Below are 22,973 nucleotides of genomic sequence, written 5' to 3'. Positions count from 1 at the left end.
CTAAAATTAATGCAGTTAAAACGATTAGTAGCAATAGCGATAATTGCAATCAGTATTTATACTTGTAAAGAGGATAATTCAGCAGAAAAAGAATACGAAAAAGAACTAGCCGAAATAGTTGAAGAAGACAAGATTATAGAATTTGGCTTCGATTTAAAAAAGCATATTGTTAAAAGAGACACGATCCAAAAAGGGGATAGCTTTGGCGAAATTCTAGAACGGAATAATATTGGTTATTCAAAGATTTTTCAAATTGTAGAAAAAGCAAAAGATTCATTTGATATAACAAATCTTCAATTAGGTAAGCCCTATACCTTACTTTTCTCTAAAGAGAGTCTTAATGATAGCATCCAAAAACCAGACACATTTATTTATCAGCCAAATCAAGAAGAATATGTCGTAATTAATTTTAAGGACTCCATCAAGGCATATACAAGTAGAAAACCGATAACGTATGTTGAAAAAACAGCAACTGGTGTTATAGAAAGTAGTATTTCTGAAACATTGGAAGACAAAGGTCTAAGTCAGAAATTAGCCAATAAAATGGCAGATGAAATCTATGCTTGGACTATTGATTTTAGACGACTACAAAAAGGAGACCGTTTTAAAGTAATTTACACAGATAAGTATATAGACGATACAATTTATGCAGGAGTTCACAACGTAAAAGCTGCCTATTTTGAGCATAATAGAGATTCACTTTATGCGTTTCAATTTGAAACAGATTCTATTAAAGGTATTATAGATTATTTTAATGAAGATGCAAAAAATTTAAGACGTGCATTTTTAAAAGCACCTGTTCAGTTTAGTAGAATTTCTTCAAGATATAATCTTAAACGTAGAATTGCACATTATGGTTATCGAGTTAAAGCACATAAAGGTACTGACTTTGCTGCTGCAAATGGTACACCAATAATGGCTACTGCAAATGGTACAGTTACAAAATCTGGTTATGGTAGAGGTAATGGTAAATTTGTAAAAATCAGACACAATGCGACTTATGAAACTCAATACTTACATATGTCTAGACGAAAAGCTAAGGTTGGTGAATTTGTAAAGCAAGGAGACGTTATTGGGTATGTAGGTAATACAGGAAGTTCTGCAGGAAATCATGTCTGTTACCGCTTTTGGAAAAATGGAAAGCAAGTAGATCCATTTAGAGAAAAATTACCTGAAGCAAAACCAATTTCAGACAGTCTTAAAATTAAATATTTAGACCATATAAAACCGGTTAGACAGCGTTTAGATAATATTTTCTTTTTAGAAGTAGAACCATTAGTTCCAGAAAATACAATAACCGAAGGACCAATCTCATAACTAAAATATGGCTTTAAAAGTAACCAACCCTACAACTACAAAATCTTGGAGTAAAATACAATCTCATTTCGAAACATTAAAATCTAAGCACCTCAAAGATATGTTTAGCTCAGATTCAGAAAGAGCAAAGGATCTTACCGTTAAATGGGATGACTTTTATGTAGATTTTTCTAAAAACAGAATTACAAAAGAAACCATAAGTTTACTTACTGAATTAGCTAATGAAGTTGATTTAAAAGATGCTATATCTAAGTATTTTGAAGGTGAAATTATTAATGAAACGGAAGGTAGAGCGGTTGCACATACTGCTTTAAGAGCACCAAAAAGCAGTAAGGTTTTTGTAGAAGGAGTGGATGTAATCCCTGATATACATGAGGTAAAAGAAAAAATTAAAAGCTTTACGGAGTCTATTGTTAGTGGAAATCACAAAGGATTTTCGGGTAAGACAATTACAGATATTGTAAATATTGGTATCGGAGGATCAGATTTAGGACCAGCAATGGTTGTAGATTCACTTCAGTATTATAAAAATCATTTAAATACACACTTTGTTAGTAATGTAGATGGTGATCATTATAACGAAATTATAAAAAATTTAAATCCCGAAACAACGCTATTCGTTATAGTTTCTAAAACCTTTACAACACAAGAAACGCTCTCTAATGCTAATTCTATAAGAGCTTGGTTTTTAAAATCTCAGCCAAAACAAGCAGTTTCTAAACACTTTGTAGCAGTCTCAACTAATATAGATAGTGTAAAAGGCTTTGGTATAGATGAAGAAAATATTTTCCCAATGAAAGATTGGGTTGGTGGTCGCTTCTCTTTATGGAGCGCAGTTGGTTTATCAGTAAGTTTAGCTTTGGGCTATGATAATTTTAATAAACTGCTAGAAGGAGCTCATAAAATGGATGAGCATTTTAGAACAGCAGACTTTGAAGAAAATATTCCTGTTATCTCGGCATTATTAACTGTTTGGTATAATAATTTCTTTGAATCGGAAAGTGAAGCAATAATACCTTACACACAATATTTAAATCAGTTTGCAACCTATCTTCAGCAAGGTATTATGGAGAGTAATGGTAAAAGTGTAGATAGATCTGGCAAGCCCGTAAACTACCAAACCGGAACTATAATTTGGGGAGAGCCAGGTACAAATTCACAACATGCCTTCTTTCAATTAATACACCAAGGCACAAAATTAATACCAGCAGATTTTATCGGTTTTACTAAGCCTTTGTATGGTAATAAAGACCATCACGATAAGTTAATGTCCAACTATTTTGCGCAAACAGAAGCTTTAATGAATGGTAAAACTAAAGAAGAAGTTTTATCTGAATTAAAGGAACAAACAATCTCTCAATCTGAAATAGAAACATTATCTCCTTTCAAGGTTTTTGAAGGAAATAAGCCTACAACTTCATTTTTAATAAAAAAGTTATCCCCAGAAAGTTTAGGAAAACTTATAGCCATGTATGAACATAAAATATTTGTTCAAGGTATTATTTGGAACATCTATAGTTATGATCAATTTGGGGTAGAATTAGGGAAACAATTAGCTAAATCTATCTTAAAAGAGCTAAATGAAAGTGAAAAATCTACAAATCATGACTCCTCCACTAACAATTTACTTTCGTTTTATAAGAATAATTGTTAATAATTGTTAAAAAGTTTCTGAAAATTTAAGAACGCATAAATAAAACTTATAGAATATATAATTAACTTTGATATGTTAAAATTCTTAACATTTACATAATGTTAGAACCTTAGTTATGTGTAATTTTGCGCTAATTAATAAAATCAATTAATTAATATTTTATATGAAAAAATTTAACCAATTTTTATTTGTAGCTGTATTGATGTTATTCACTACAGTTGCATTTTCTCAAACAACTGTTACAGGTAAAGTAATAGATGCAGAGTTAAGAGCGTCACTTCCTGGTGCTAGTATTTTAGTAAAGGGAACAACTAATGGCGTAACAACTGACATGGATGGTAATTTCTCAATTACTTCAACGTCTAACTCAGGTGTTATAGTTATTTCTTATGTAGGTTTTTCTACGAAAGAATTAAAGTTTAATGGTACTACTGATTTAGGTACTGTTGTTTTAGATTTAGACAATTCACTAGAAGAAATCGTAATTGTAGGTTCTGGTATTATTGATTTAGCTTCAAGCAGAAAGACTCCAGTTGCAGTATCTACAATTAGTGGTAGAGATATTCAGCTTAAGGCTTCTGGTAACGTTGAGTTTGGTGAAGCAATGAAGAATACGCCTTCTGTGTATGTTTCTAACCAAGCAGGTGGTTTTGGTGATAGTCAAATTTTCTTAAGAGGTTTTGACCAAACTAACACAGCTTATTTATTAAACGGACAGCCAATTAATGGTATGGAAGACGGAAGAATGTACTGGTCTAACTGGTCAGGTATGTCAGACGTTGCAAATGCAGTTCAAATACAAAGAGGTTTAGGGTCTTCTAAACTTGCTATTTCTTCTGTAGGTGGTACAGTAAATATTGTATCTAAAACTACAGAAAAACAAAAGGGAGGTTTCGTAAGATTTTTAGCAGGTAACGATAGTTATGCAAAAAGTACGATTAGTTATGATTCAGGTTTGAGTGATAAAGGTTGGGCTTTTTCAGTATTAGTTGATCACTGGCAAGCACACAGAAAGTATGCTATAGGTACAGCAGGACAAGGACAAAACTATATGTTTGCTGTAGGTTATAAGCCAAACGAAAAAAATTCATTTAACTTCTTATTAACTGGTGCGCCACAATGGCACGATCAAAACTTTTCACAAGACGTTGAGTTTTATGAAACGTACGGTGAGAAAGCTAATGCTAACACTGGTTTTTATGAAGGTGAGCGTTTTACAGAAAGACGTAACTATTATCACAAACCAGTAATGAATTTAAACTGGGATTTTGAGATTAGTGACAAATTAGATTTATCTACAGTACTATACGCATCATGGGGACGTGGAGGTGGAACAGGTAACTTAGGTAGAGGTCGTGTAAGAAATGAAGATATCACAGGAGACGAATTCGCTTTAGACGCTCAAGAAATTAATTTCGATGCTATAGAAATTAATAATATCGCTTCTGCAGATGCTAATGGAAATGGTAATTTTGGTGATTCTTATTTAAGAAGATCTTCTGTAAATAATCATAACTGGTACGGTATACTTTCTAGCTTAAGTTATGAAGCTAATGAAAATTGGGATTTTAATGTAGGTTTCGATATGCGTTTATACAGAGGTGATCACTTTAGACAATTAAACGAAACATTTGGTCTTAATGGTTATGAAGATAACTTTAGGACAGATCGTCCTGATGATTACGTAATCAGCGAAACTTTTGAAGCTAATCCATGGTCTGCATTATTTGATTATGCTGATGAAGGTCAAAGATATGACAGAGATTACTCTGAAAACATTAACTATTTAGGTGGTTTTGGTCAAGCAGAATACGCTAAGGATGGTCTTTCATTATTTGTTCAAGGGGCTGTATCTACACAATCTTATCAGAGAGAAGGACGTTTATCAGGTGTTGGTGATGGTTTAGGTAAATCTGATAAATTAAATAAAATAGGATATCAAGCAAAAGGTGGTGTTGGATATGAATTAAATGATAACCATACTATCTTTGCAAATGCAGGTTTCTTTTCTCGTCAGCCATTCTTAGATAATGTTTTTGCTAACATTCGTTATTCAAACGCATTGGTAGAACCAGAGGTTGAAAACGAAGAAGTTACTGGTCTTGAAGCCGGTTACCGTTTCAAAAACAATAATCTTAAAGTAAATGTAGATGTGTACCATACACAATGGGGAAATAGATTCTTAAGTTTTGGAACTAACCTTCCATTAGATGAATTTGGTATCTATAGATTTAATGATGTAACACAAATACACACTGGTGTAGAATTTGACGTTGAGTACCGCCCAGACTCTAGAGCCTGGAGTTTAAAAGGATATGGTTCTATTGGAAATTGGAAGTACGATAATGAGACTCCATTTAATCTTCAGAATGATGATACAGGTGAATTTATAGTAGAGAACGGAACATTAAACTTAACAGATGTTAAAGTTGGTAATGCTCCACAAACATCATTTGGTGTTGGTTTTAGAGCTGATATTTGTGAAGGTTTAAGTATAGATATGGATTACAACCTATATACAGACCTTTATGAGTTTGTAGATGTTGAAGAAGCTATTGATGCTGCTTTTGCTGGGCAAAATTTTGAATCTAAAAGATTGTCAGCTTACACTTTAGCTGATGCAGGTTTAACTTATAAATTTACTTTAGGTGATAATCCATTAACGTTTAGAGCTAACGTTTATAACGTATTTAACTCAGCTTATATTAGCCAAACAAATGCATTTGGTACATACTTAGGTCTTGGAAGAACGTTTAACGCAAGTTTACGTTACAACTTCTAATCTAACTTAGATTTTATATATAAAAAGAGCAGCCAATTGGCTGCTCTTTTTATGTTTAATAAATCCGTTTTTATTGCCAACTTACAGTTTCCATAATCTTTTTAATATCCTTTTTAAGATACTCTGAAGCAGGATAGATAGAATCATAATTTGGTTTCACATAAAAGTACAAAGAACCACTAAGAAAGTGATTGATGCTGTCTGTAACGTAGAACTGAGATTGTGAGGCTGCGTTCCCTCCAACTTCATAAAACATACCAAATACCTTTTCTTTTGGGTTTTCAAAGAAGTTGCTAGCTATTTCATCTGCCTTTACATTATGCTTTTGCGTTAAGTTCTGAGAATCACGTAAAAGACTATCTAAATTACCATTTTTAACTTCTTTATAAGTGAGATATATAGTTGCTTTTAATGAGGGATAATTTATATCTATACCTTTACTAGTGCCAGATAATTTAATAGATGATATCTGTTTTGATAAGTCGTTCTTTTCAAAAGAGAAAGGAAGCGGAGTGTTTGTTTTATTGTACGTAGCCGTAGGATACTCTAAGCGCAAATATGCTTTTGGTTTGGGTAATGTCTCGTCATTACAACTTAGCATTATCGCACAAAATATAGGTAGTATTACTTTTTTCATTCTTTTGTTTTGCCTAAAAGTGTCAATCTAATTTGTTTAAGGCGTTTGCGTTCCAAAGCCTCTACAGTAAAAACGTAATTTTTGAAATGTATTTTACTTCCTATTCGAGGAAAACCTCCTGAAATCTCTAAAACAAAGCCTGCAAGTGTTTCAGCCTCACCTTTTCTAGTTTCAAAATCTTCAACATCTTCATCTATGCCAACAATTTTATAAATATCTTTTAAAGGTGTTTTTCCTTCAAAACTATAATTACAATCATCAATTTTAGTATATACTAAATCATCATCATCATATTCGTCACTAATATCTCCAACAATTTCTTCGATGATGTCTTCTAAAGAGACTAATCCAGATGTACCACCATATTCATCAACAACAACAGCTAAATGCACTTTCCTAGTCTGAAATTCTACCATTAAATCATCTAATTTCTTATTTTCTGGTACAAAGAAAGGTTCGCGCAAAAGCGTTGTCCAGTTAAACGTCTTTTTATTTAGGTGTGGTAATAAATCTTTAACGTATAAGACCCCTTTAATAGCATCTATATTGTCTTCGTATACAGGTATTCTAGAATAACCGTTATGTATAATTTCTGCTATAATTTTTTCAAAAGGCGTATCAATATTTATCGCAAACAAATCCATTCTAGGTCGCATAACTTGTTTGGTGTCTGTATTTCCAAATGAAACGATACCTTGTAGTAGTTTTTGTTCTTCTTGAGTAGTGTCTTCATTATTGGTGAGTTTCAAGGCTTGAGATAGCTGATCTACACTAAGATTAGAACGTTGCTTACCGAAAGTACTATGAATTTTAATGGTAACAAAACGCATTGGTAAGCTTAAGGGAGAAAGTAAAAAGTCTAAAACCTTTAAAGGTCTTGACATTAAAGACGAAAACTTTACGCTATTTCTACTAGCGTAAATTTTGGGTATAATTTCTCCAAAGAGTAATATTAAGAAAGTTGCAGATACGACCTCTAATAGAAATCGGAGTAGAGCATTAGAAACACCATCAAAAATAGTTTCACCTATGAAAGCAAATAACAACACAACTGCAATATTTATAAAATTATTTGCAATTAATATGGTAGCTAATAATTTTTTAGGTCGTGCTAAAAGCTTAGCTATGATTTGAAGCGCTATAGATTTATTTTCTATTCCTTCGTCAATATCAGATTTAGTTAAAGAGAATAATGCGACTTCAGCACCAGAAATTAAGCCGGAACAGACAAGTAGTATAATAAGGAGTACAATACTTGTTATGAAAGACGTGTTGACTACTAATAAATTTAAAGCTAAAACCGTGGGTTCTGGGTCCAATATTATGTTAGATTTAATTATTTAGAATGGTAAATCATCATTCCCATCTGGCTCTGCATTATTCTGTATAGCCTGCTGTGGTTGAGAAGTAGTATTTGGTGTTTGTGATTGTGGTGCTGGTTGTTGATCATTTTTATTGGTTAAGAACGTAAAATCTGTACATTGAATTTCTGTAGAATAGCGCTCCATACCTTTATCATCAGTCCATTTTCTAGTTTTAATACGGCCTTCTATATATACTTTATCACCTTTTGTGAGGTATTTTTCACATATTTCAGCAGCTTTATTTCTAACAACAATATTATGCCATTCTGTATTAGAAACTTTCTCGTTAGTTTGTTTACTTGTGTAAGTTTCGTTGGTTGCTAAAGGGAATCTACCAACACAGTTCTTATCATCAAAATAATGCATTTTAACTTCATCTCCCAAGTGCCCAATTAGCATTACTTTATTTAATGTTCCTGACATAATAATCTTATTTTAATCTGTAAAGTTACAGTTTTATAATCACTACTTTAAAAGTAATAAAAAAATGTGATTCCTATAAATTTCCAAAATTAAATTCGTTAATAAAATCACTCATTAACACTGGTGTAGGATAGTTTTTAATATTTTCTATTTGAATAGCTTCTTTGGGTAACTTATCAATCTGTATGATCCAGAATTTAGTATGCAGGTGCTGATGCGATAGTTTATGAACTTTATCCGTTTCTTTATAAAGTGAATACTCAAATTTATTGTCTTTTAAAATAGTAGCATCTAAATCTAAAAGATGAAACTCGTCTATAGCTAAACTTTTAGAAGATTCAACCAAAGGGAATTGATATAAATTTTGCCAAATACCTTTACTAGTCCGCTTTTCAAAAAGTATATTTTTATGGCTATCTACACAAACTAGAAAGTTGAAATACTTAGTAGTAACCTTTGTTTTCTTCAATTTTACAGGCAGTTGGGTAACTAAGTTGTTTTGAAGTGATTTGCAACTCTTATTAAGTGGGCATACAATGCAGTAGGGATTCTTAGGTTTACATTGCGTAGCTCCAAATTCCATTATCGCTTGATTGAAAGTTGCAGGCGCTTTAGTATCAATTAAAGAAGTAGCCAATTCTTTAAACTCCTTTATGCCTTTAGTAGAATTTATAGGTGTGTCAATACCAAAGTAACGGGATAATACACGGTAAACATTACCATCTACAACAGCTGCAACTTCACCAAAAGCAATAGAAGCAATAGCACTAGCTGTATAATCTCCAACACCTTTTAACTTAATTAAATCCTTATAGTTATTAGGAAAAACACCATTAAGCTCAGACATAACATGCTTTGCAGTACCATGTAGGTTACGAGCTCTAGAGTAATAACCTAAGCCTTGCCATAGTTTTAAAACAGATTCTTCATTAGCATCAGCTAAATCTTGGATTTTGGGATAGGTAGTGATAAAAGCCTCGTAATACGGTAAACCTTGTTTAACTTGAGTTTGCTGTAAAATAATTTCAGAAAGCCATATATAATATGGATTCTTGGTTCGCCTCCAAGGCAGGTCTCGTTTATTATCTGAATACCAAGTGATTAGTTCTTTTGAGAAATCCATTAACTTTTTTAAAAGTTTAGACAAAATTAAATCTTTATCATCTTAAATTTTAATTAATTACGCTAGAAATATTGAAATTAAATTACCTATATTTGCATCCCTTAGAATTAATAGTAACCCCTAAAACTAATAACAATGACAAAAGCTGATTTGGTAGCAAAAATATCAGATAAATTAGGTATTGAAAAAGGTGATGTACAAGCTACAGTTGAAACCTTTATGGAAGAAGTAAAAACATCTTTAGAGAGCGGAGATAACGTATATTTAAGAGGTTTTGGAAGTTTCATTATTAAAACAAGAGCAGAAAAAACTGGTCGTAATATTTCAAAAAATACTACAATAAAAATACCAGCACACAACATACCAGCTTTTAAACCAGCTAAAGTATTTTTAGAAGGAGTAAAAACTAATGTTGAAGTAAACTAAAAGCATTTAAACAAAATATTAATTAAAAAGAATTATTTATTATGCCAAGTGGTAAGAAAAGAAAAAGACACAAGGTAGCGACGCACAAGCGTAAGAAACGTAGACGCGCTAATCGTCACAAGAAAAAATAAATTGTTAAAAGTAGTTTTTAAAGCTACTTTTTTCAGTTTTATAACAACGTTCTTTGATATAGAGTCAGGTGTATTTAATAGAGTACTCCTAGATTTGTTGGATACTACATCCTGTGTCAAATAATTTAGTAAAATCCATCTAACTCAATGAAGAGCTAGATATAAATTAACATCATGAACAAAGAATTAATCGTAAGATCGAGTTCAGATATTGTTGATTTTGCCTTATTAAAAGATGGAAAACTTATTGAATTACACAAAGATGAAGATGATAATGACTTTGCGGTTGGTGATATATTTATTGCCAAAATACGTAAAGTTATGCCAGGACTAAACGCTGCGTTTGTTAACGTAGGGTATGAGAAAGATGGTTTTTTACACTATCATGATCTTGGTCCTCAATTACCTTCACTTATAAAATTCATTAAGCGTGTAAGCACAGGGAAATTAAGAGATTACAATCTCAAAGACTTTCCTTTAGAAAAAGATTTAGATAAGCATGGCAAAATTGCAAATGCGATAAAATCTAATCAATCTATTTTAGTACAAGTAGTAAAAGAGCCTATTTCGACAAAAGGACCACGCATCAGTTCAGAATTGTCTATTGCTGGTAGATACATAGTTTTGGTACCTTTTTCTAATCGTATTTCAATTTCTCAAAAAATTGAATCGCAAGAAGAAAAAGACCGTTTAAAAAGACTAGTTAAAAGTATCACACCTAAAGGATTTGGTGTTATTATTCGTACTGTAGCAGAAGGCAAGAAAGTTGCCGAGCTAGATAGTGATTTACAGAATTTGCTGGGTCGATGGACAGCAATGTGTAAAAAATTGTACAAAGCACACCACCCAACTAAAGTATTGGGAGAAATGAATAAAGCATCCTCTATTTTAAGGGATATTTTTAATGATTCATTCTCTGGTATTGTAGTGGATGATGAAGAAATGTACATACAAGTAAAAGATTATGTGCAACAAATTGCACCAAACAAGGAGTCTATAGTAAAGCACTATAAAAATGGTCCTATTTTCGAAAAATTTGGCATAGAACGCCAAATTAAAACATCATTTGGTCGTACAGTGTCTATGGCACGAGGAGCTTATTTGGTTATAGAACATACCGAAGCACTTCATGTTGTAGATGTAAATAGTGGTAATCGCTCTAATAAAGAGAAAAACCAAGAAGATACGGCTTTAGAAGTTAATATGATATCAGCTCAAGAAATTGCCAGACAATTGCGTTTACGTGATATGGGAGGCATTATTGTTATTGATTTCATAGATATGGGACGCGCTGAAAATAGAAAAAAGCTTTACAATTATCTTAGAGATGAGATGAAAGACGACAAAGCAAAACACAAAATATTGCCGCCGAGTAAGTTTGGTTTAGTGCAAATAACCAGACAACGCGTTAGGCCAGAACGCAATATAAAAACAAAAGAAGATAATCCTAATGTTCTTGGAGATGAAATCGAAGCACCAATTAAAGTGGTGGAACGCATTAATCAAGAAATAGACCGAATCTTCAAAAAAGACTATAAAAAGATAACATTAAATACACATCCTTTTATAGCAGCCTTTTTAACCAAAGGGTTTCCATCACCACGTTCAAAATGGTTTTTTGAACACAAAAAATGGGTAAAAGTTTTACCTAGAGATGCTTACACATATCTTGAATACCATTTTTTCGATAAAGATGGTAACAAAATCAAATAATATCTATTAAAAAAAGCCCCTTTCATTTTTGAAAGGGGCTTTTTGTTTTTAAACAGGTTATTTTTTAAATTGCCTAGAAGGTAATATAAACACTTTTTCCCAAGAATATTTTCGTTTATAATAGACATTAATTTTTGGCATAAAGTAAATTTCTTTTTCACCTTCATATAGAAAATATACTAAAGCATATTTTTTGTTTATAGAATATATAGGTTTTGATATATGTATAAATTTATTGATTGTATCATTTCTCCATTCTATACTGTTATCATTTATATATTCAATTTCAGTATTCCAATTACTGTAAGTTGAAGTTTGTTTTTTGTAATTCTCATATTCATTTTTTGAAAAAACTATATTAACTATAGAATCTGATTGAATATCGTTAAACTTTATATATTTATCAAATCTATCAAGAACAAGTTCGTTAGAATTATTTTTATCTAAATAGAATATTTTATCACTCGATTTAGTTTTTATATCATTGACAATAACCTTTAATAAATCTCCTTCTCTATTATTACTAATTATATCTTTACAAGAATATGTTAAGACTACCATTAAAAGTAAAATTATAAATGTACTATTCTTCACACTTACTGCCTTTAGCGTCTGTATTTCCATTTTGTTCATTTTCTGCTATTGTTGAATATTCTGTTTGTTGTTCTGGAGTTAAATCTTGAAATGATTTAGTATTTTGATGGTGACCAATAACAAATTTTCTGCAGTATTGTTCTGTTGCCCCACTAATATTATTAGCCTGTGCAAATAAATAAATTGAATTAGTCATATCTTCTATGAAATCATTATAAACATCGTGCATTTCACTTTGTAAAATTTCCATTGTTAGTTCAGTAGAATTGTTTTCAAAATTCTCAAAAGCAACATTCATTTCAGTATAGCTAGGATAGGTTGTTAATAACTCACCTTTTATATAAAGGTAAATAAAGGTAAATAAAGTTAACATGAATAAGTTCGTGAGCAGTTGTTAAAGCCATAGATAAGTTGGTGGTATTTTCTAAATAAAAGTTGTCAAATCTTATATCTATAATTGTATTTTCACCTAGTATCATATCTGTAAGAGGTACAGTCAGAGCTATGCCATCTAATGTGTTAGGAAAATCTACATCAAAAAGTCTTAAGTTGTAATTATCATTACCAAAGAAAGCATTTGTTATTTTATTAGTAATTTCAGAATTTATATTAAAAAAAGCGCCTATTGTATTACTTTGACATAACTTATCCATGTCACTATATAACTGTTCAATTTCATATTCAAAAAGGCAATCATAATGATTATTTCCAATAGCAATACAATCACAAATCTCATCATTATAATCATTCATCAAACAGATTTCATAAGGGCTTAGTCCACAAATTCCATCTATATCATATTCTAAAAGTGATGGTGGTAAGTCGCACTCACCGCCTGGTGGTATAAAAGTAGAAACGGAAGGGTCATCATCATTTGGACTACTAGTGTCATTGGGAATATTACCATTACCGCCAGGATTATTATTGTTATTATTAGATCCTGACGACCCATCTGGATTGTCAATACTCTCATTTGACTCAACACAATAATACATTGGAATATAATCGTAATAACCTTCATTGTCGCACTCACCTACACATTGGTTTGGTAAATGACCAGGTGAAGCACACTGACATCGAATAGCGACTTCAACAATACTAACATAGACGTATCCAGTACAATCTTGAGGATAATATATACTCCCATTAGATGTTGACGTTGGTTCACTATATGAATTTGAACCTGCTCCTCCAATACCTCCGCCACCATCATGCGCAAATTCTTGTGTTATCTCCTCAACAACCCTTTTGGTTTGTATATCACCTTTATAGGCTTTGCTTTTATCATCTAACCAATCTTGTGTTGGCGTATATTTGGTAACAAACATACCAGACTCACCATTTTTATCTTCAACAGTAATGTTATAAAATTTAGTACTATCGGTAGACGGAAAAGCCATGCGCATAGTGTAAGATGTATAATTACCTAAAGTTACTTCTTTAATCTCATCTGTGTAAATAGTAACACCCAAAGTATCAATAGTAGATTTACCAAGTAGGTTATTTTCTGCCTTAGATAGTAACAACCCATCTAATTTATATTGGCTTTTTAATCTATTAAAAACATCACTAACATTATCGTAAGACACTGTTTTAATGGTTGGTGCGATTTGTTGCTCAGAGGTGTTTGTTTGTTTGTTCTTCTTTAACAAAACTATCGTCTTTGGTGCAAGCAAAATAAGTGGTTAACAATCCTAAACATAGGAGTGCAATTAAAAATTTGTTTTTCATAATTTATATAACGGTTTAATCAATAGTATTAGTTAAATCGCTATTAAGTATTCTTAGGAGGGAATGTTTAAAATTATAAATTTAAATTCCATTACAAAAATGATAGAGTGTTAAAGTTTGGACTAGATACAGTTTTATATTACGGTTTTCCCGTAATTATTAATTAAGGAAATTCAAATAAGTTATTGTTAAAAGCTAAGTATGCTAATGTATTAAGGCGCAGGATTAGGAATCTCAGCATGCACAGCATCTATACCTTTCAGTACATCATCTGATAATGTAATATTAACACTATCAATATTTTCTTCTAACTGCTTTAAACTTGTAGCACCAATAATATTACTCGTCATAAAAGGGCGGTCTGTTACAAAGGCCAAAGACATCTGTGCTAAAGTCATGTCATTGTCTTCTGCAATTTTAAGATAACGTTTTGTCGCTTCCGTGGCTTGTTCGCCACTATATCTTGCAAATCTTGGGAATAATTTTAGTCGTGCATTATCTGCTGCAGTTCCTTTTATATATTTACCAGACAACACACCAAATGCCATGGGCGAATAGGCAAGTAAACCTATGTTTTCTCTTATGGCAACTTCTGCCATATCACCTTCAAAAACTCGGTTTAATAATGAATATGCATTTTGTATGGTTAAAGCTCTTGGTAAATTGTGAACTCTAGATTCTTCTAAATAACGCATGGTTCCCCAAGCTTTTTCATTAGAAATACCAATCTGTCTTATTTTGCCAGATTTTACAATAGTATCTAAGTTGTGGAGTACTTCATTAAAATTATCGTCCCATTTATCATTTGGGTTATGCTTATAATCTCGTACTCCAAACGTATTTGTTTGGCGTTCTGGCCAATGTAGCTGGTATAAATCTATATAATCGGTTTGTAGTCGTTTAAGACTATGGTTTACCGCTTCGTGTAGTGCTTCTTTACTAAAACCAGTAGTTCTAATATGTGCTGTATAATCACCAGGACCAGCAATTTTTGTTGCTAAAACGACCTTGTCTCTATGACCAGTTTTAGTAAACCAATTGCCAATAATACGCTCTGTCTCTGCATAAGTTTCGGCAGTTGCAGGTACAGGATATAATTCTGCAACATCAAAAAAGTTAACCCCTTTGTCTAATGCTAAATCCATCTGAGCAAAACCTTCGTCTTGCGTGTTTTGGTTTCCCCAAGTCATGGTGCCAAGGCATATTTTACTAACTTTTATATCGGTGTGTGGTAGTGTAGTGTATTTCATAACATTGCCTGCGAAGGCAGGAATCTCTTTTATGGTTAAACAAATGTTTAAGACTTCTCGATAATGCTCGAAGTGATAATAATTAATATGTAAAAGTAAGAAGACCTCACAGGTTTCTAAAACCTGTAAGGTCTAAAAGTATGTTCAGATTCCTCAGTCGTCTTAAGTTTCTTAAATTTCATTTAATAATTTAGAAATCTCATCTAATTTAGGTGTTAAAATAACTTCAATACGTCTATTTTTTGCTTTTCCTTCTGAGGTGTCATTAGATCCTATTGGTGCAAACTCACCACGACCTGCAGCAGTTAAATTTTCAGGATTTATAGCACTATTTTCTCTAAGAATATTTACAATAGCAGTAGAACGTTTGGTAGACAAGTCCCAATTTCCGCTGAGTTGCGCATTACCTTTATAGGGAACATTGTCAGTATGACCTTCAATAAGAATTGCAATTTCAGGATTTTCCGCTAATACGCTACCTAATTGCTGAACGGCTTTACGACCTTCTGATCCAACAGACCAACTCCCAGACTGAAATAAAAGTTTATTTTCCATAGAAATGTAAACCTTGCCATTACGTTGTTCAACCGTTAGACCTTTGCCTTCAAAATTGGTTAATGCTTTAGAAATAGCATCTTTTAATGCTCGCATATTAGCGTCTTTAGCTGCAATAACATTTTCTAATTCGGCAACACGTTTAGAACGGTTATCAAGTTCATCTCTTAATTCTCCTAAGCGCTTATTTTCTGCTGTTAAAGCTTGTTCTTTTGCTTCAAGTTGTGCTAAAAGTTCTCTATTTTTCTTAGAATTCGCAGCAATTGAAGCAGAACTGTTTTCTTCTAATGCTTTGTAAGATGCTCTCAGGTTATCGAGATTGGTTTTTACCGCATTATAGTTAGTACTTAATTGAGATACGTCCCTTACTGCTTTGTCATATGAAGTTTGCAACTTATCTAAATCATTATTCAGCTTCGTATTGTCTTTAGAAAGGGATGCAACATCATCTGATAAACCACGATTCTCTTTTTTTAGATTGGCATATTTACCCTCTAGATCTGTGTATATTTTTTTTGAGACACACGAGGTTAAAAGCGAAAGTGTGAGTACTAATAAGGAAATTTTTTTTATCATAATTAATTTAATTATATACTATTATTATTGCTTTGATTGCCTATTGCAACTAAACATCGAGTTCTACTAAAATCGGACAATGATCGCTATGTACAGCTTCAGTGAGTATAACGCTCCGTTTTAGTTTTTCTTGTAATGGTTGGCTTACCATGGCATAATCTAAACGCCAACCTTTGTTATTTGCTCTAGAATTTGCTCTATAACTCCACCAGGAATATTCTTGACGTTCTGGATGTAAGTGTCTAAAACTATCTATAAAACCGCTATCTATAAAGTTGCTTAACCACTCACGTTCTTCAGGTAAAAACCCTGAAACACCTTTCATTTTTGGGTTATGGATATCTATGGCTTCATGACAGATGTTATAATCACCAACAACGACCAAATTCGGCTTTTCTTTCTGTAGATTATTTAAATACTCGTGAATTAAGTCCATGTATTCAAATTTGTGCTCTAATCTAGCACTATTGGTACCAGATGGCAAATACATGCTCATTACAGAAATAGCATCATAATCTACTCTAATATTTCTACCTTCGAAGTCCATAGATTCAATTCCTGTACCGAATTCTATATGATTTGGTTTTGTTTTACACAAAATAGCAACTCCGCTATAGCCTTTTTTTTGAGCACTAAACCAATAGTTGTAATGATAACCAGCTTCGTTAAATAAATTTAGATCTAGTTGCTCTTCCATAGCCTTAATTTCTTGAAGACAAATAACGTCTGGGTCTGTAGCTTTTAACCACGCGATAAAGCCCTTGTTTATGGCTGCTCTAATACCGTTAACGTTGTAAGAAATAATTTTCATAGTGTTGATTTCTAATTATTAGCTAAATTAAATAATACTGTACTTTTACACTATAATTTTATACTGCTTTTAACGATAAAATATTTCTTGCTTTAAGAAGTTATTATTCTACATGAATCGAGCTGTCTAAATATGTTTAATAGCGAACAGCATGTGACAATTTAAAAACAGTAAGTATTAACACATGAAACACGCTTTATTTTTTCTTTTAATTATAAGTTCTTTTTTTGGGTTTTCCCAAGAAAACTCTAGTAACTCTAGAAAGAAGCGTATAGCTGTTAAAGACTCCATACAGATTGACTCGGTAAGTATAAATCCTTCTAAGTTTATCGTTAAAACTAAAATGAATAAAGTCCTAGATTCTAGTCTTTACAGCATAGATTTTAAGACAGCCATTTTGAGATTTAAAAACTCAATAGAAATTGATTCTGTAGATATTGAATATTTACGATATCCAGAATTTTTCACCAAAATATACAAACAGTTAGATGATAGAGTGATAGTTGAAAATGCTCTTAGAGGTCAGCAATTATATAGATTAGAGAATTCTAATAAACAAAATGCATTTACACCCTTTGATGGGTTAACAACATCTGGAAGTATATCTAGAGGAGTTACAATTGGTAATAATCAAAACTCGGTTTTAAATAGTGAATTAGATTTACAGATTTCTGGTAAGTTGAGCGATAAAGTTTCATTAAGAGCCTCAATACAAGACGCCAATATCCCTTTGCAAGAAAGTGGTTACTCGCAACGATTAGACGAATTTGATCAAGTATTTATTGAGTTGTTTAGCGACAGTTGGAATATTAGAGCAGGAGATATAGATTTAGTTAATACCAAAAGCTACTTCGCAAATTTCACCAAACGAGTACAAGGCTTGTTAGTTAATGCTAATTTGAGCGATGAAACTACAGTTTTTGCCTCTGGTGCTTTAGTGAGAGGACAGTTTACAACAACACAGTTTACAGCACAAGAAGGAAACCAAGGGCCTTATAAATTAATCGGTCCAAATAACGAATTGTTTGTACTTGTTGTTTCGGGCAGTGAAACGGTTTACGTAAATGGCGTGCCTTTAGAGCGCGGTGAGAACCGAGATTATATTATAGATTATAATGCTGGTGAGATCATTTTTAATTCAACATTTCCTATTACTTCCGAAATGCGAATTACAGTAGATTATCAATTTAGCGAACGTAATTATTCACGATTCACAGTATTTGGTGGTGCAAATTATAGTACTGAAAAACTAAGTTTAAACGTTTCTATATACTCTGAGAGTGATGCAAAAAACCAACCTTTACAACAAAATTTATCTACTGAGCAAACGCAGATTTTAGCAGATGCTGGTGATGATTTAAGTTTAATGGTGGCTCCATCAGCAACGTTAGAGTCGTTTTCTGAAAACAGAATATTATACAGAAAAGAGTTTATTGGTGCTGAAGAAATCTTTGTATTTTCAAGCAATCCTGATGATGAATTGTTTAGTGTTAGATTCACGCTAGTTGGAGTTAACCAAGGAAACTATATACTTAGTAATACAAACGCTATTAATAATATTTTTGAATATATAGCACCAATCGCTGGTATCCCTCAAGGTGATTACGAACCTTTGGTGCAATTGGTTGCGCCAGAACGTTTACAGGTTGCCGTGCTTAACGGAACTTACAGACCTAGTGACAAAACAGATGTATTTTTTGAGTTGGCTGGTAGTAAAAATGATGCTAATTTATTTTCAGCCATAGATGATGATGATAACGATGGCTTTGCTGGTAAACTAAGAATTAATCAAAAATTAATAAAATCTGATAGCCTTTGGAATTTATCCGCATTGTTAGATACTGATTTTATCCAAAAAGATTTTAGAACTATTCAGCGTTTATATCGAGCAGAATTTAATAGAGATTGGAACTTAGATAACACAGAAAACAATCAAGGGAATTTAAACTTTGGAAATCAACTATTATTGACTTCTGGCTTGCAATTATCACATTCAAAAAAAGGAACCGCTTCTTATAATTTCGAATATTTAGATTATGCTGAAAACTTTAATGGAAACAGACATAATATTACAGCGAATTTACGCCTAGGTGATTTTAGTGTGTTTTCAAATTCTAGTTTTTTAAATAGTGAAAGTACTATAAACCGTTCTAAATTCTTAAGATCTTTTAATCGGGTAGTTTATGGAAAAGGTAATAAATGGGCAGGTACTAAATTTGCTATAGAAGATAACGAGCAAGTTGTTATTGCTACAGATTCTTTAACACTGTTAAGTCAAAAATTTATAGCTTATGAAGCTTTTGTTGGTATTGGCGATAGTACAAAAGTATTTGCAGAAGTCGGTTATATAAAACGTTTTAATGATAGTTTACGTAGTAATCGGATAGAACGCGTTAACAGTTCTAATACCTATTATTTAAAATCGCGATTGGTCCAAAATAAAGGCACAAACCTGCAATTATTTGTGAATTACAGAGATTTAAAAGCCGAAGATGAAACAACTCAAAACGAGCAAAGTTTAAATAGCCGTTTAAATTATAATCAGAAACTATTCAATAATCTTATTATTTGGAATACAAGTTTTGAAACTAATTCTGGGACCTTGCCACAACAAGATTTTACTTACGTAGAAGTCGAAGCAGGTCAAGGCACATATACATGGATAGATTATAACGAAAACGGTATACAAGAGCTTAATGAGTTTGAAATAGCTCAGTTTGCAGATCAAGGAAGTTATATACGCGTCTTATTGCCTAATCAGGTTTTTGTGAGAACGCATCAGAATCGTTTGAGTCAAACGTTAACTTTTAATCCACAACAATGGAGCACTTCTAAAAATAAGACTAAAAAGTTTTTCTCTCATTTTTATAATCAATCTTCATATTTAATTGATAGAAAAATAAGACGCGAAGGCAATAATTTTAACTTAAACCCATTTAAAGATGATGAAGAAAATCAGTTAGCCTTAAACAATAGCGTACGAAATGTTTTGTTTTATAATAGAGGGAAGCAACGGTATACAACATCATATACGTTTTTAACCAACACAAGTCGTAACCTATTATCTATTGGTTTTCAGGAAAATAAATTAAGAAGTCATCAATTTAATTTTAATCATAAATTTGCTACAAATTGGTTAGCTAATGCGTTAATAAGTTTTGGGAATGACGAAAGTATTAGTGAAAATTTCACCAACCGTAACTATAATATTGACGAGGTGAGGTTTCTACCTAAACTGTCTTATATTTTTAATGAAAATGCGCAGTTTGATGTCTTTTATCAATATACGACAAAGGATAATACTATAGCAAGTTTAGAGTCGTTGTCACAGAGTAATTATGGTATATCTTTTACGTATAACAAAGCACAAAAAATTGCATTGACAGGCGAATTCAACTTTTTTCAGAATCAGTTTGAAGGTGACACAAATAGTCCTGTGGCTTTTCAGATTTTAGAAGGTTTACAACCAGGAAAAAACTTTACTTGGAGTTTGTTGGCACAAAAAAAATTAACAAAATTTTTAGATCTAAATCTCAATTATTTTGGAAGAAAGACAGAAACCTCTAAAACCATTCATACAGGGACGGTTCAGTTGAAAGCTTATTTTTAAAAATTATGTTAATTCTTACGCAACCTTTTGGTTTATATTACATCTACATGTTATAATTATTTGTAGAAACTATTAATCAATCAGAAAAAACCAATATGAAAAAATTAATTTTAGCCGTTATACTTTTAAATATAACATTTGTTATCAATGCACAAGAGGATAACGATGAAGAAACCAAAGGGATATTTGATAGAAAGCATGAGGTAAGACTTGGAGCTGTTAAGCTTCTATCTGGCGGAATTTTTGAAGGCTCGTATGAATATATTTTAGACAGCAACCAAGGGTTTGGTGCTTATGTCTTAGTTAATTTTGATTCTGGAAATGATTGGTTTGAAAAATACTCTTTAACACCATACTACAGAATGTATTTTCAAACAAATGAAGATTATGGCGCAAAAGGCTTTTTCGTAGAGGGTTTTACCTCATTTTTCACTAGTGATTTTAACATTGAAGACTCTTTTTTTGGAGAAGATAATAACGAAGACGTTTTTGATATATCAGTTGGTCTTTCATTAGGTAAAAAATGGATAAATACTTCTGGTTTTGTTTTTGAGATTAAATTTGGGGCTGGTCGAAATTTATTAGGAAATGCGGACTCTGACGTAATAATAAAAGGCGATTTCTATATAGGTTATAGATTCTAAATCAGCTTTTTAAATAACAAAACGCCCAAACTTAATGTTTGGGCGTTTTGTTATTACTAATATTTCTGATTGCTCAGAGATTTGATTATTGCATGCGCATTAACCAATGCTTTACATCAACTTCAGCCTTAATAATTGCTTTTAAATCTTCAATTTTAACACGTTTTTGTTCCATTGTGTCTCTATGCCTAATGGTAACAGTATTATTTTCTAATGTTTCATGATCTACGGTAATGCAAAATGGAGTACCGTTAGCATCTTGTCTTCTGTAGCGTTTTCCAACAGCATCTTTTTCGTCATAAAAGACATTAAAATCCCATTTTAAGTCTTCTATAATTTCTTTTGCAACTTCTGGTAAACCATCTTTTTTAACAAGTGGGAATACGGCTGCTTTGGTTGGTGCTAAAACAGCTGGTAATTTTAAAACGGTGCGTGTTGTATTGTTTTCTAATTCTTCTTCAACTAAAGAATTCGAGAATACAGCCAAAAACATACGGTCTAAACCAATCGATGTTTCTAAAACATAAGGGGTATAGCTAGCATTCTCTTCATGATCAAAATACTGTAGTTTTTTACCAGAAAATTCCTGATGTTGCTTAAGATCGAAATCTGTACGCGAGTGAATCCCTTCTAATTCTTTAAACCCGAATGGGAAATTAAACTCAATATCTGTTGCAGCATCTGCATAATGTGCTAATTTTTCATGATCGTGAAAACGGTAATTGTCTTTACCTAAGCCTAGAGAATTGTGCCATTTCATTCGTGCCTCTTTCCAATACTCAAACCATTCTTTCTGTGTGCCTGGTTTAATGAAAAATTGCATTTCCATTTGTTCAAACTCACGCATTCTAAAAATAAATTGTCTAGCGACAATCTCATTTCTAAACGCTTTACCAGTTTGCGCAATACCAAAAGGAATCTTCATACGTCCAGTCTTTTGAACGTTTAAGAAATTTACGAATATACCTTGTGCTGTTTCTGGTCTTAAATATAAATCCATTGCAGATTCTGCAGAAGCACCTAGTTTAGTGCCAAACATAAGGTTAAATTGCTTCACGTCTGTCCAATTACGACTTCCTGTTAAAGGGTCTGCAATTTCAAGTTCTTCAATTAAAGCTTTAACATCAGCTAAATCTTCTTTTTCTAAAGATTGACCTAAACGCTTCAAAATAGTGTCTATTTTCTCTTGGTAACCAAGGACGCGTCCGTTGGTAGAAACAAATTCGGCTTTATTAAAGCTGTCACCAAAGCGTTTTTGTGCTTTAGCAACTTCTTTATTTATTTTACCTTCAATTTTTAAGCAATAGTCTTCGACTAAAACATCTGCTCTGTAGCGCTTTTTAGAATCCTTATTATCAATTAAAGGATCGCTAAATGCATCTACGTGCCCAGAAGCTTTCCATGTTGTTGGATGCATAAAAATTGCAGTATCTATACCCACAATATTTTCGTGCATTTGTACCATGGCTTTCCACCAATAGTCACGTATGTTTTTCTTTAGTTCAGCTCCATTTTGTGCGTAATCATAAACAGCACTTAAGCCATCATAGATTTCACTACTCTGAAACACGTAACCATACTCCTTTGCGTGAGAGATTACCTTTTTAAATTTATCGTCATTTGCCATGATGC

General features: G+C 32.2%; 18 protein-coding genes. 7 read left to right on the top strand and 11 right to left on the bottom strand.

The features are described from left to right. The first annotated feature begins 9 nt into the window (after window positions 1-9). The 3 genes from B2U95_RS11185 to B2U95_RS11175 all read left to right on the top strand — a co-directional run bounded on the left by B2U95_RS11185 (window position 10) and on the right by B2U95_RS11175 (window position 5,753). Window positions 10-1,317: a M23 family metallopeptidase gene (locus B2U95_RS11185; protein WP_296316412.1), complete on the top strand. Its 1,308-nt coding sequence runs from the start codon at window positions 10-12 to the stop codon at window positions 1,315-1,317. 7 nt (window positions 1,318-1,324) lie between these two features. Further along, window positions 1,325-2,971, top strand: a complete 1,647-nt coding sequence (gene pgi, locus B2U95_RS11180) for a glucose-6-phosphate isomerase (protein ID WP_296316410.1) — start codon at window positions 1,325-1,327, stop codon at window positions 2,969-2,971. Between the two features lie 163 nt (window positions 2,972-3,134). Then, complete coding sequence (locus B2U95_RS11175; RefSeq protein WP_296316407.1) at window positions 3,135-5,753, top strand: TonB-dependent receptor; 2,619 nt, start codon at window positions 3,135-3,137, stop codon at window positions 5,751-5,753. Window positions 5,754-5,823: 70 nt separating this feature from the next. On the opposite strand, the gene gldD is transcribed toward B2U95_RS11175, so the two are convergent. From gldD to mutY, 4 genes are all read right to left on the bottom strand, one after another. Next, window positions 5,824-6,390, bottom strand: coding sequence for a gliding motility lipoprotein GldD (gldD, locus tag B2U95_RS11170; protein ID WP_296316404.1), 567 nt, complete (start codon window positions 6,388-6,390; stop codon window positions 5,824-5,826). Continuing rightward, a complete protein-coding gene (locus B2U95_RS11165; protein WP_296316401.1) occupies window positions 6,387-7,709 on the bottom strand; it encodes a gliding motility-associated protein GldE in 1,323 nt (440 codons plus the stop codon). Before B2U95_RS11165 ends, gldD begins: the two co-directional genes overlap by 4 nt. A gap of 21 nt (window positions 7,710-7,730) precedes the next feature. After that, window positions 7,731-8,177 (bottom strand): single-stranded DNA-binding protein, encoded by a 447-nt coding sequence (locus B2U95_RS11160; protein ID WP_296316393.1) that lies wholly within the window; start codon window positions 8,175-8,177, stop codon window positions 7,731-7,733. Between the two features lie 73 nt (window positions 8,178-8,250). Continuing rightward, window positions 8,251-9,300, bottom strand: coding sequence for an A/G-specific adenine glycosylase (gene mutY, locus B2U95_RS11155; RefSeq protein WP_296316390.1), 1,050 nt, complete (start codon window positions 9,298-9,300; stop codon window positions 8,251-8,253). Window positions 9,301-9,435: 135 nt separating this feature from the next. On the opposite strand from mutY, the gene B2U95_RS11150 reads away from it, so the two are divergent. Together B2U95_RS11150 and B2U95_RS11145 are read left to right on the top strand one after the other, a co-directional pair. Continuing rightward, on the top strand, window positions 9,436-9,726 hold the full coding sequence (locus tag B2U95_RS11150; protein WP_110474016.1) for an HU family DNA-binding protein: 291 nt from the start codon (window positions 9,436-9,438) through the stop codon (window positions 9,724-9,726). A 305-nt stretch (window positions 9,727-10,031) separates the two neighbouring features. Further along, on the top strand, window positions 10,032-11,570 hold the full coding sequence (locus tag B2U95_RS11145) for a ribonuclease E/G (RefSeq protein ID WP_296316384.1): 1,539 nt from the start codon (window positions 10,032-10,034) through the stop codon (window positions 11,568-11,570). A 57-nt stretch (window positions 11,571-11,627) separates the two neighbouring features. Here the strand turns inward: B2U95_RS11145 and B2U95_RS11140 are convergent, their stop codons facing one another. The 6 genes from B2U95_RS11140 to B2U95_RS11115 all read right to left on the bottom strand — a co-directional run bounded on the left by B2U95_RS11140 (window position 11,628) and on the right by B2U95_RS11115 (window position 17,087). Continuing rightward, window positions 11,628-12,194 carry a hypothetical protein gene (locus B2U95_RS11140; protein WP_296316381.1) on the bottom strand — a complete coding sequence of 189 codons (567 nt, stop codon included), beginning with the start codon at window positions 12,192-12,194 and terminating at the stop codon, window positions 11,628-11,630. Beyond that, the gene (locus B2U95_RS11135) at window positions 12,154-12,537 is read right to left on the bottom strand and encodes a hypothetical protein (protein ID WP_296316377.1); all 384 of its coding nucleotides are present in this window, start codon (window positions 12,535-12,537) and stop codon (window positions 12,154-12,156) included. Before B2U95_RS11135 ends, B2U95_RS11140 begins: the two co-directional genes overlap by 41 nt. After that, window positions 12,494-13,816: a hypothetical protein gene (locus tag B2U95_RS11130; RefSeq protein WP_296316374.1), complete on the bottom strand. Its 1,323-nt coding sequence runs from the start codon at window positions 13,814-13,816 to the stop codon at window positions 12,494-12,496. Before B2U95_RS11130 ends, B2U95_RS11135 begins: the two co-directional genes overlap by 44 nt. 291 nt (window positions 13,817-14,107) lie before the next feature. Then, window positions 14,108-15,145, bottom strand: coding sequence for an aldo/keto reductase (locus B2U95_RS11125; RefSeq protein WP_296316370.1), 1,038 nt, complete (start codon window positions 15,143-15,145; stop codon window positions 14,108-14,110). A gap of 171 nt (window positions 15,146-15,316) precedes the next feature. Further along, on the bottom strand, window positions 15,317-16,276 hold the full coding sequence (locus B2U95_RS11120; RefSeq protein ID WP_296316368.1) for an OmpA/MotB family protein: 960 nt from the start codon (window positions 16,274-16,276) through the stop codon (window positions 15,317-15,319). Window positions 16,277-16,325: 49 nt separating this feature from the next. Then, window positions 16,326-17,087 (bottom strand): exodeoxyribonuclease III, encoded by a 762-nt coding sequence (locus B2U95_RS11115; RefSeq protein ID WP_296316364.1) that lies wholly within the window; start codon window positions 17,085-17,087, stop codon window positions 16,326-16,328. A 184-nt stretch (window positions 17,088-17,271) separates the two neighbouring features. Between B2U95_RS11115 and B2U95_RS11110 the strand changes: the two genes are divergently transcribed. Both B2U95_RS11110 and B2U95_RS11105 read left to right on the top strand, forming a co-directional pair. Continuing rightward, entirely contained in the window at window positions 17,272-20,697 is a 3,426-nt protein-coding gene (locus tag B2U95_RS11110) for a hypothetical protein (RefSeq protein ID WP_296316361.1), read from the top strand. Between the two features lie 95 nt (window positions 20,698-20,792). Then, the gene (locus B2U95_RS11105; protein ID WP_296316357.1) at window positions 20,793-21,341 is read left to right on the top strand and encodes a hypothetical protein; all 549 of its coding nucleotides are present in this window, start codon (window positions 20,793-20,795) and stop codon (window positions 21,339-21,341) included. 85 nt (window positions 21,342-21,426) lie between these two features. Here B2U95_RS11105 and B2U95_RS11100 read toward each other — a convergent pair whose 3' ends face one another. Further along, window positions 21,427-22,968 carry a glycine--tRNA ligase gene (locus tag B2U95_RS11100; protein ID WP_296316356.1) on the bottom strand — a complete coding sequence of 514 codons (1,542 nt, stop codon included), beginning with the start codon at window positions 22,966-22,968 and terminating at the stop codon, window positions 21,427-21,429. Window positions 22,969-22,973 lie beyond the last annotated feature (5 nt).

It is taken from the genome of Winogradskyella sp. UBA3174 (genome assembly GCF_002364335.1).
GTDB lineage: Bacteria > Bacteroidota > Bacteroidia > Flavobacteriales > Flavobacteriaceae > Winogradskyella.
Note: the sequence above shows the minus strand (reverse complement) of the source record. Positions and strands in the feature narration are given on the sequence as shown.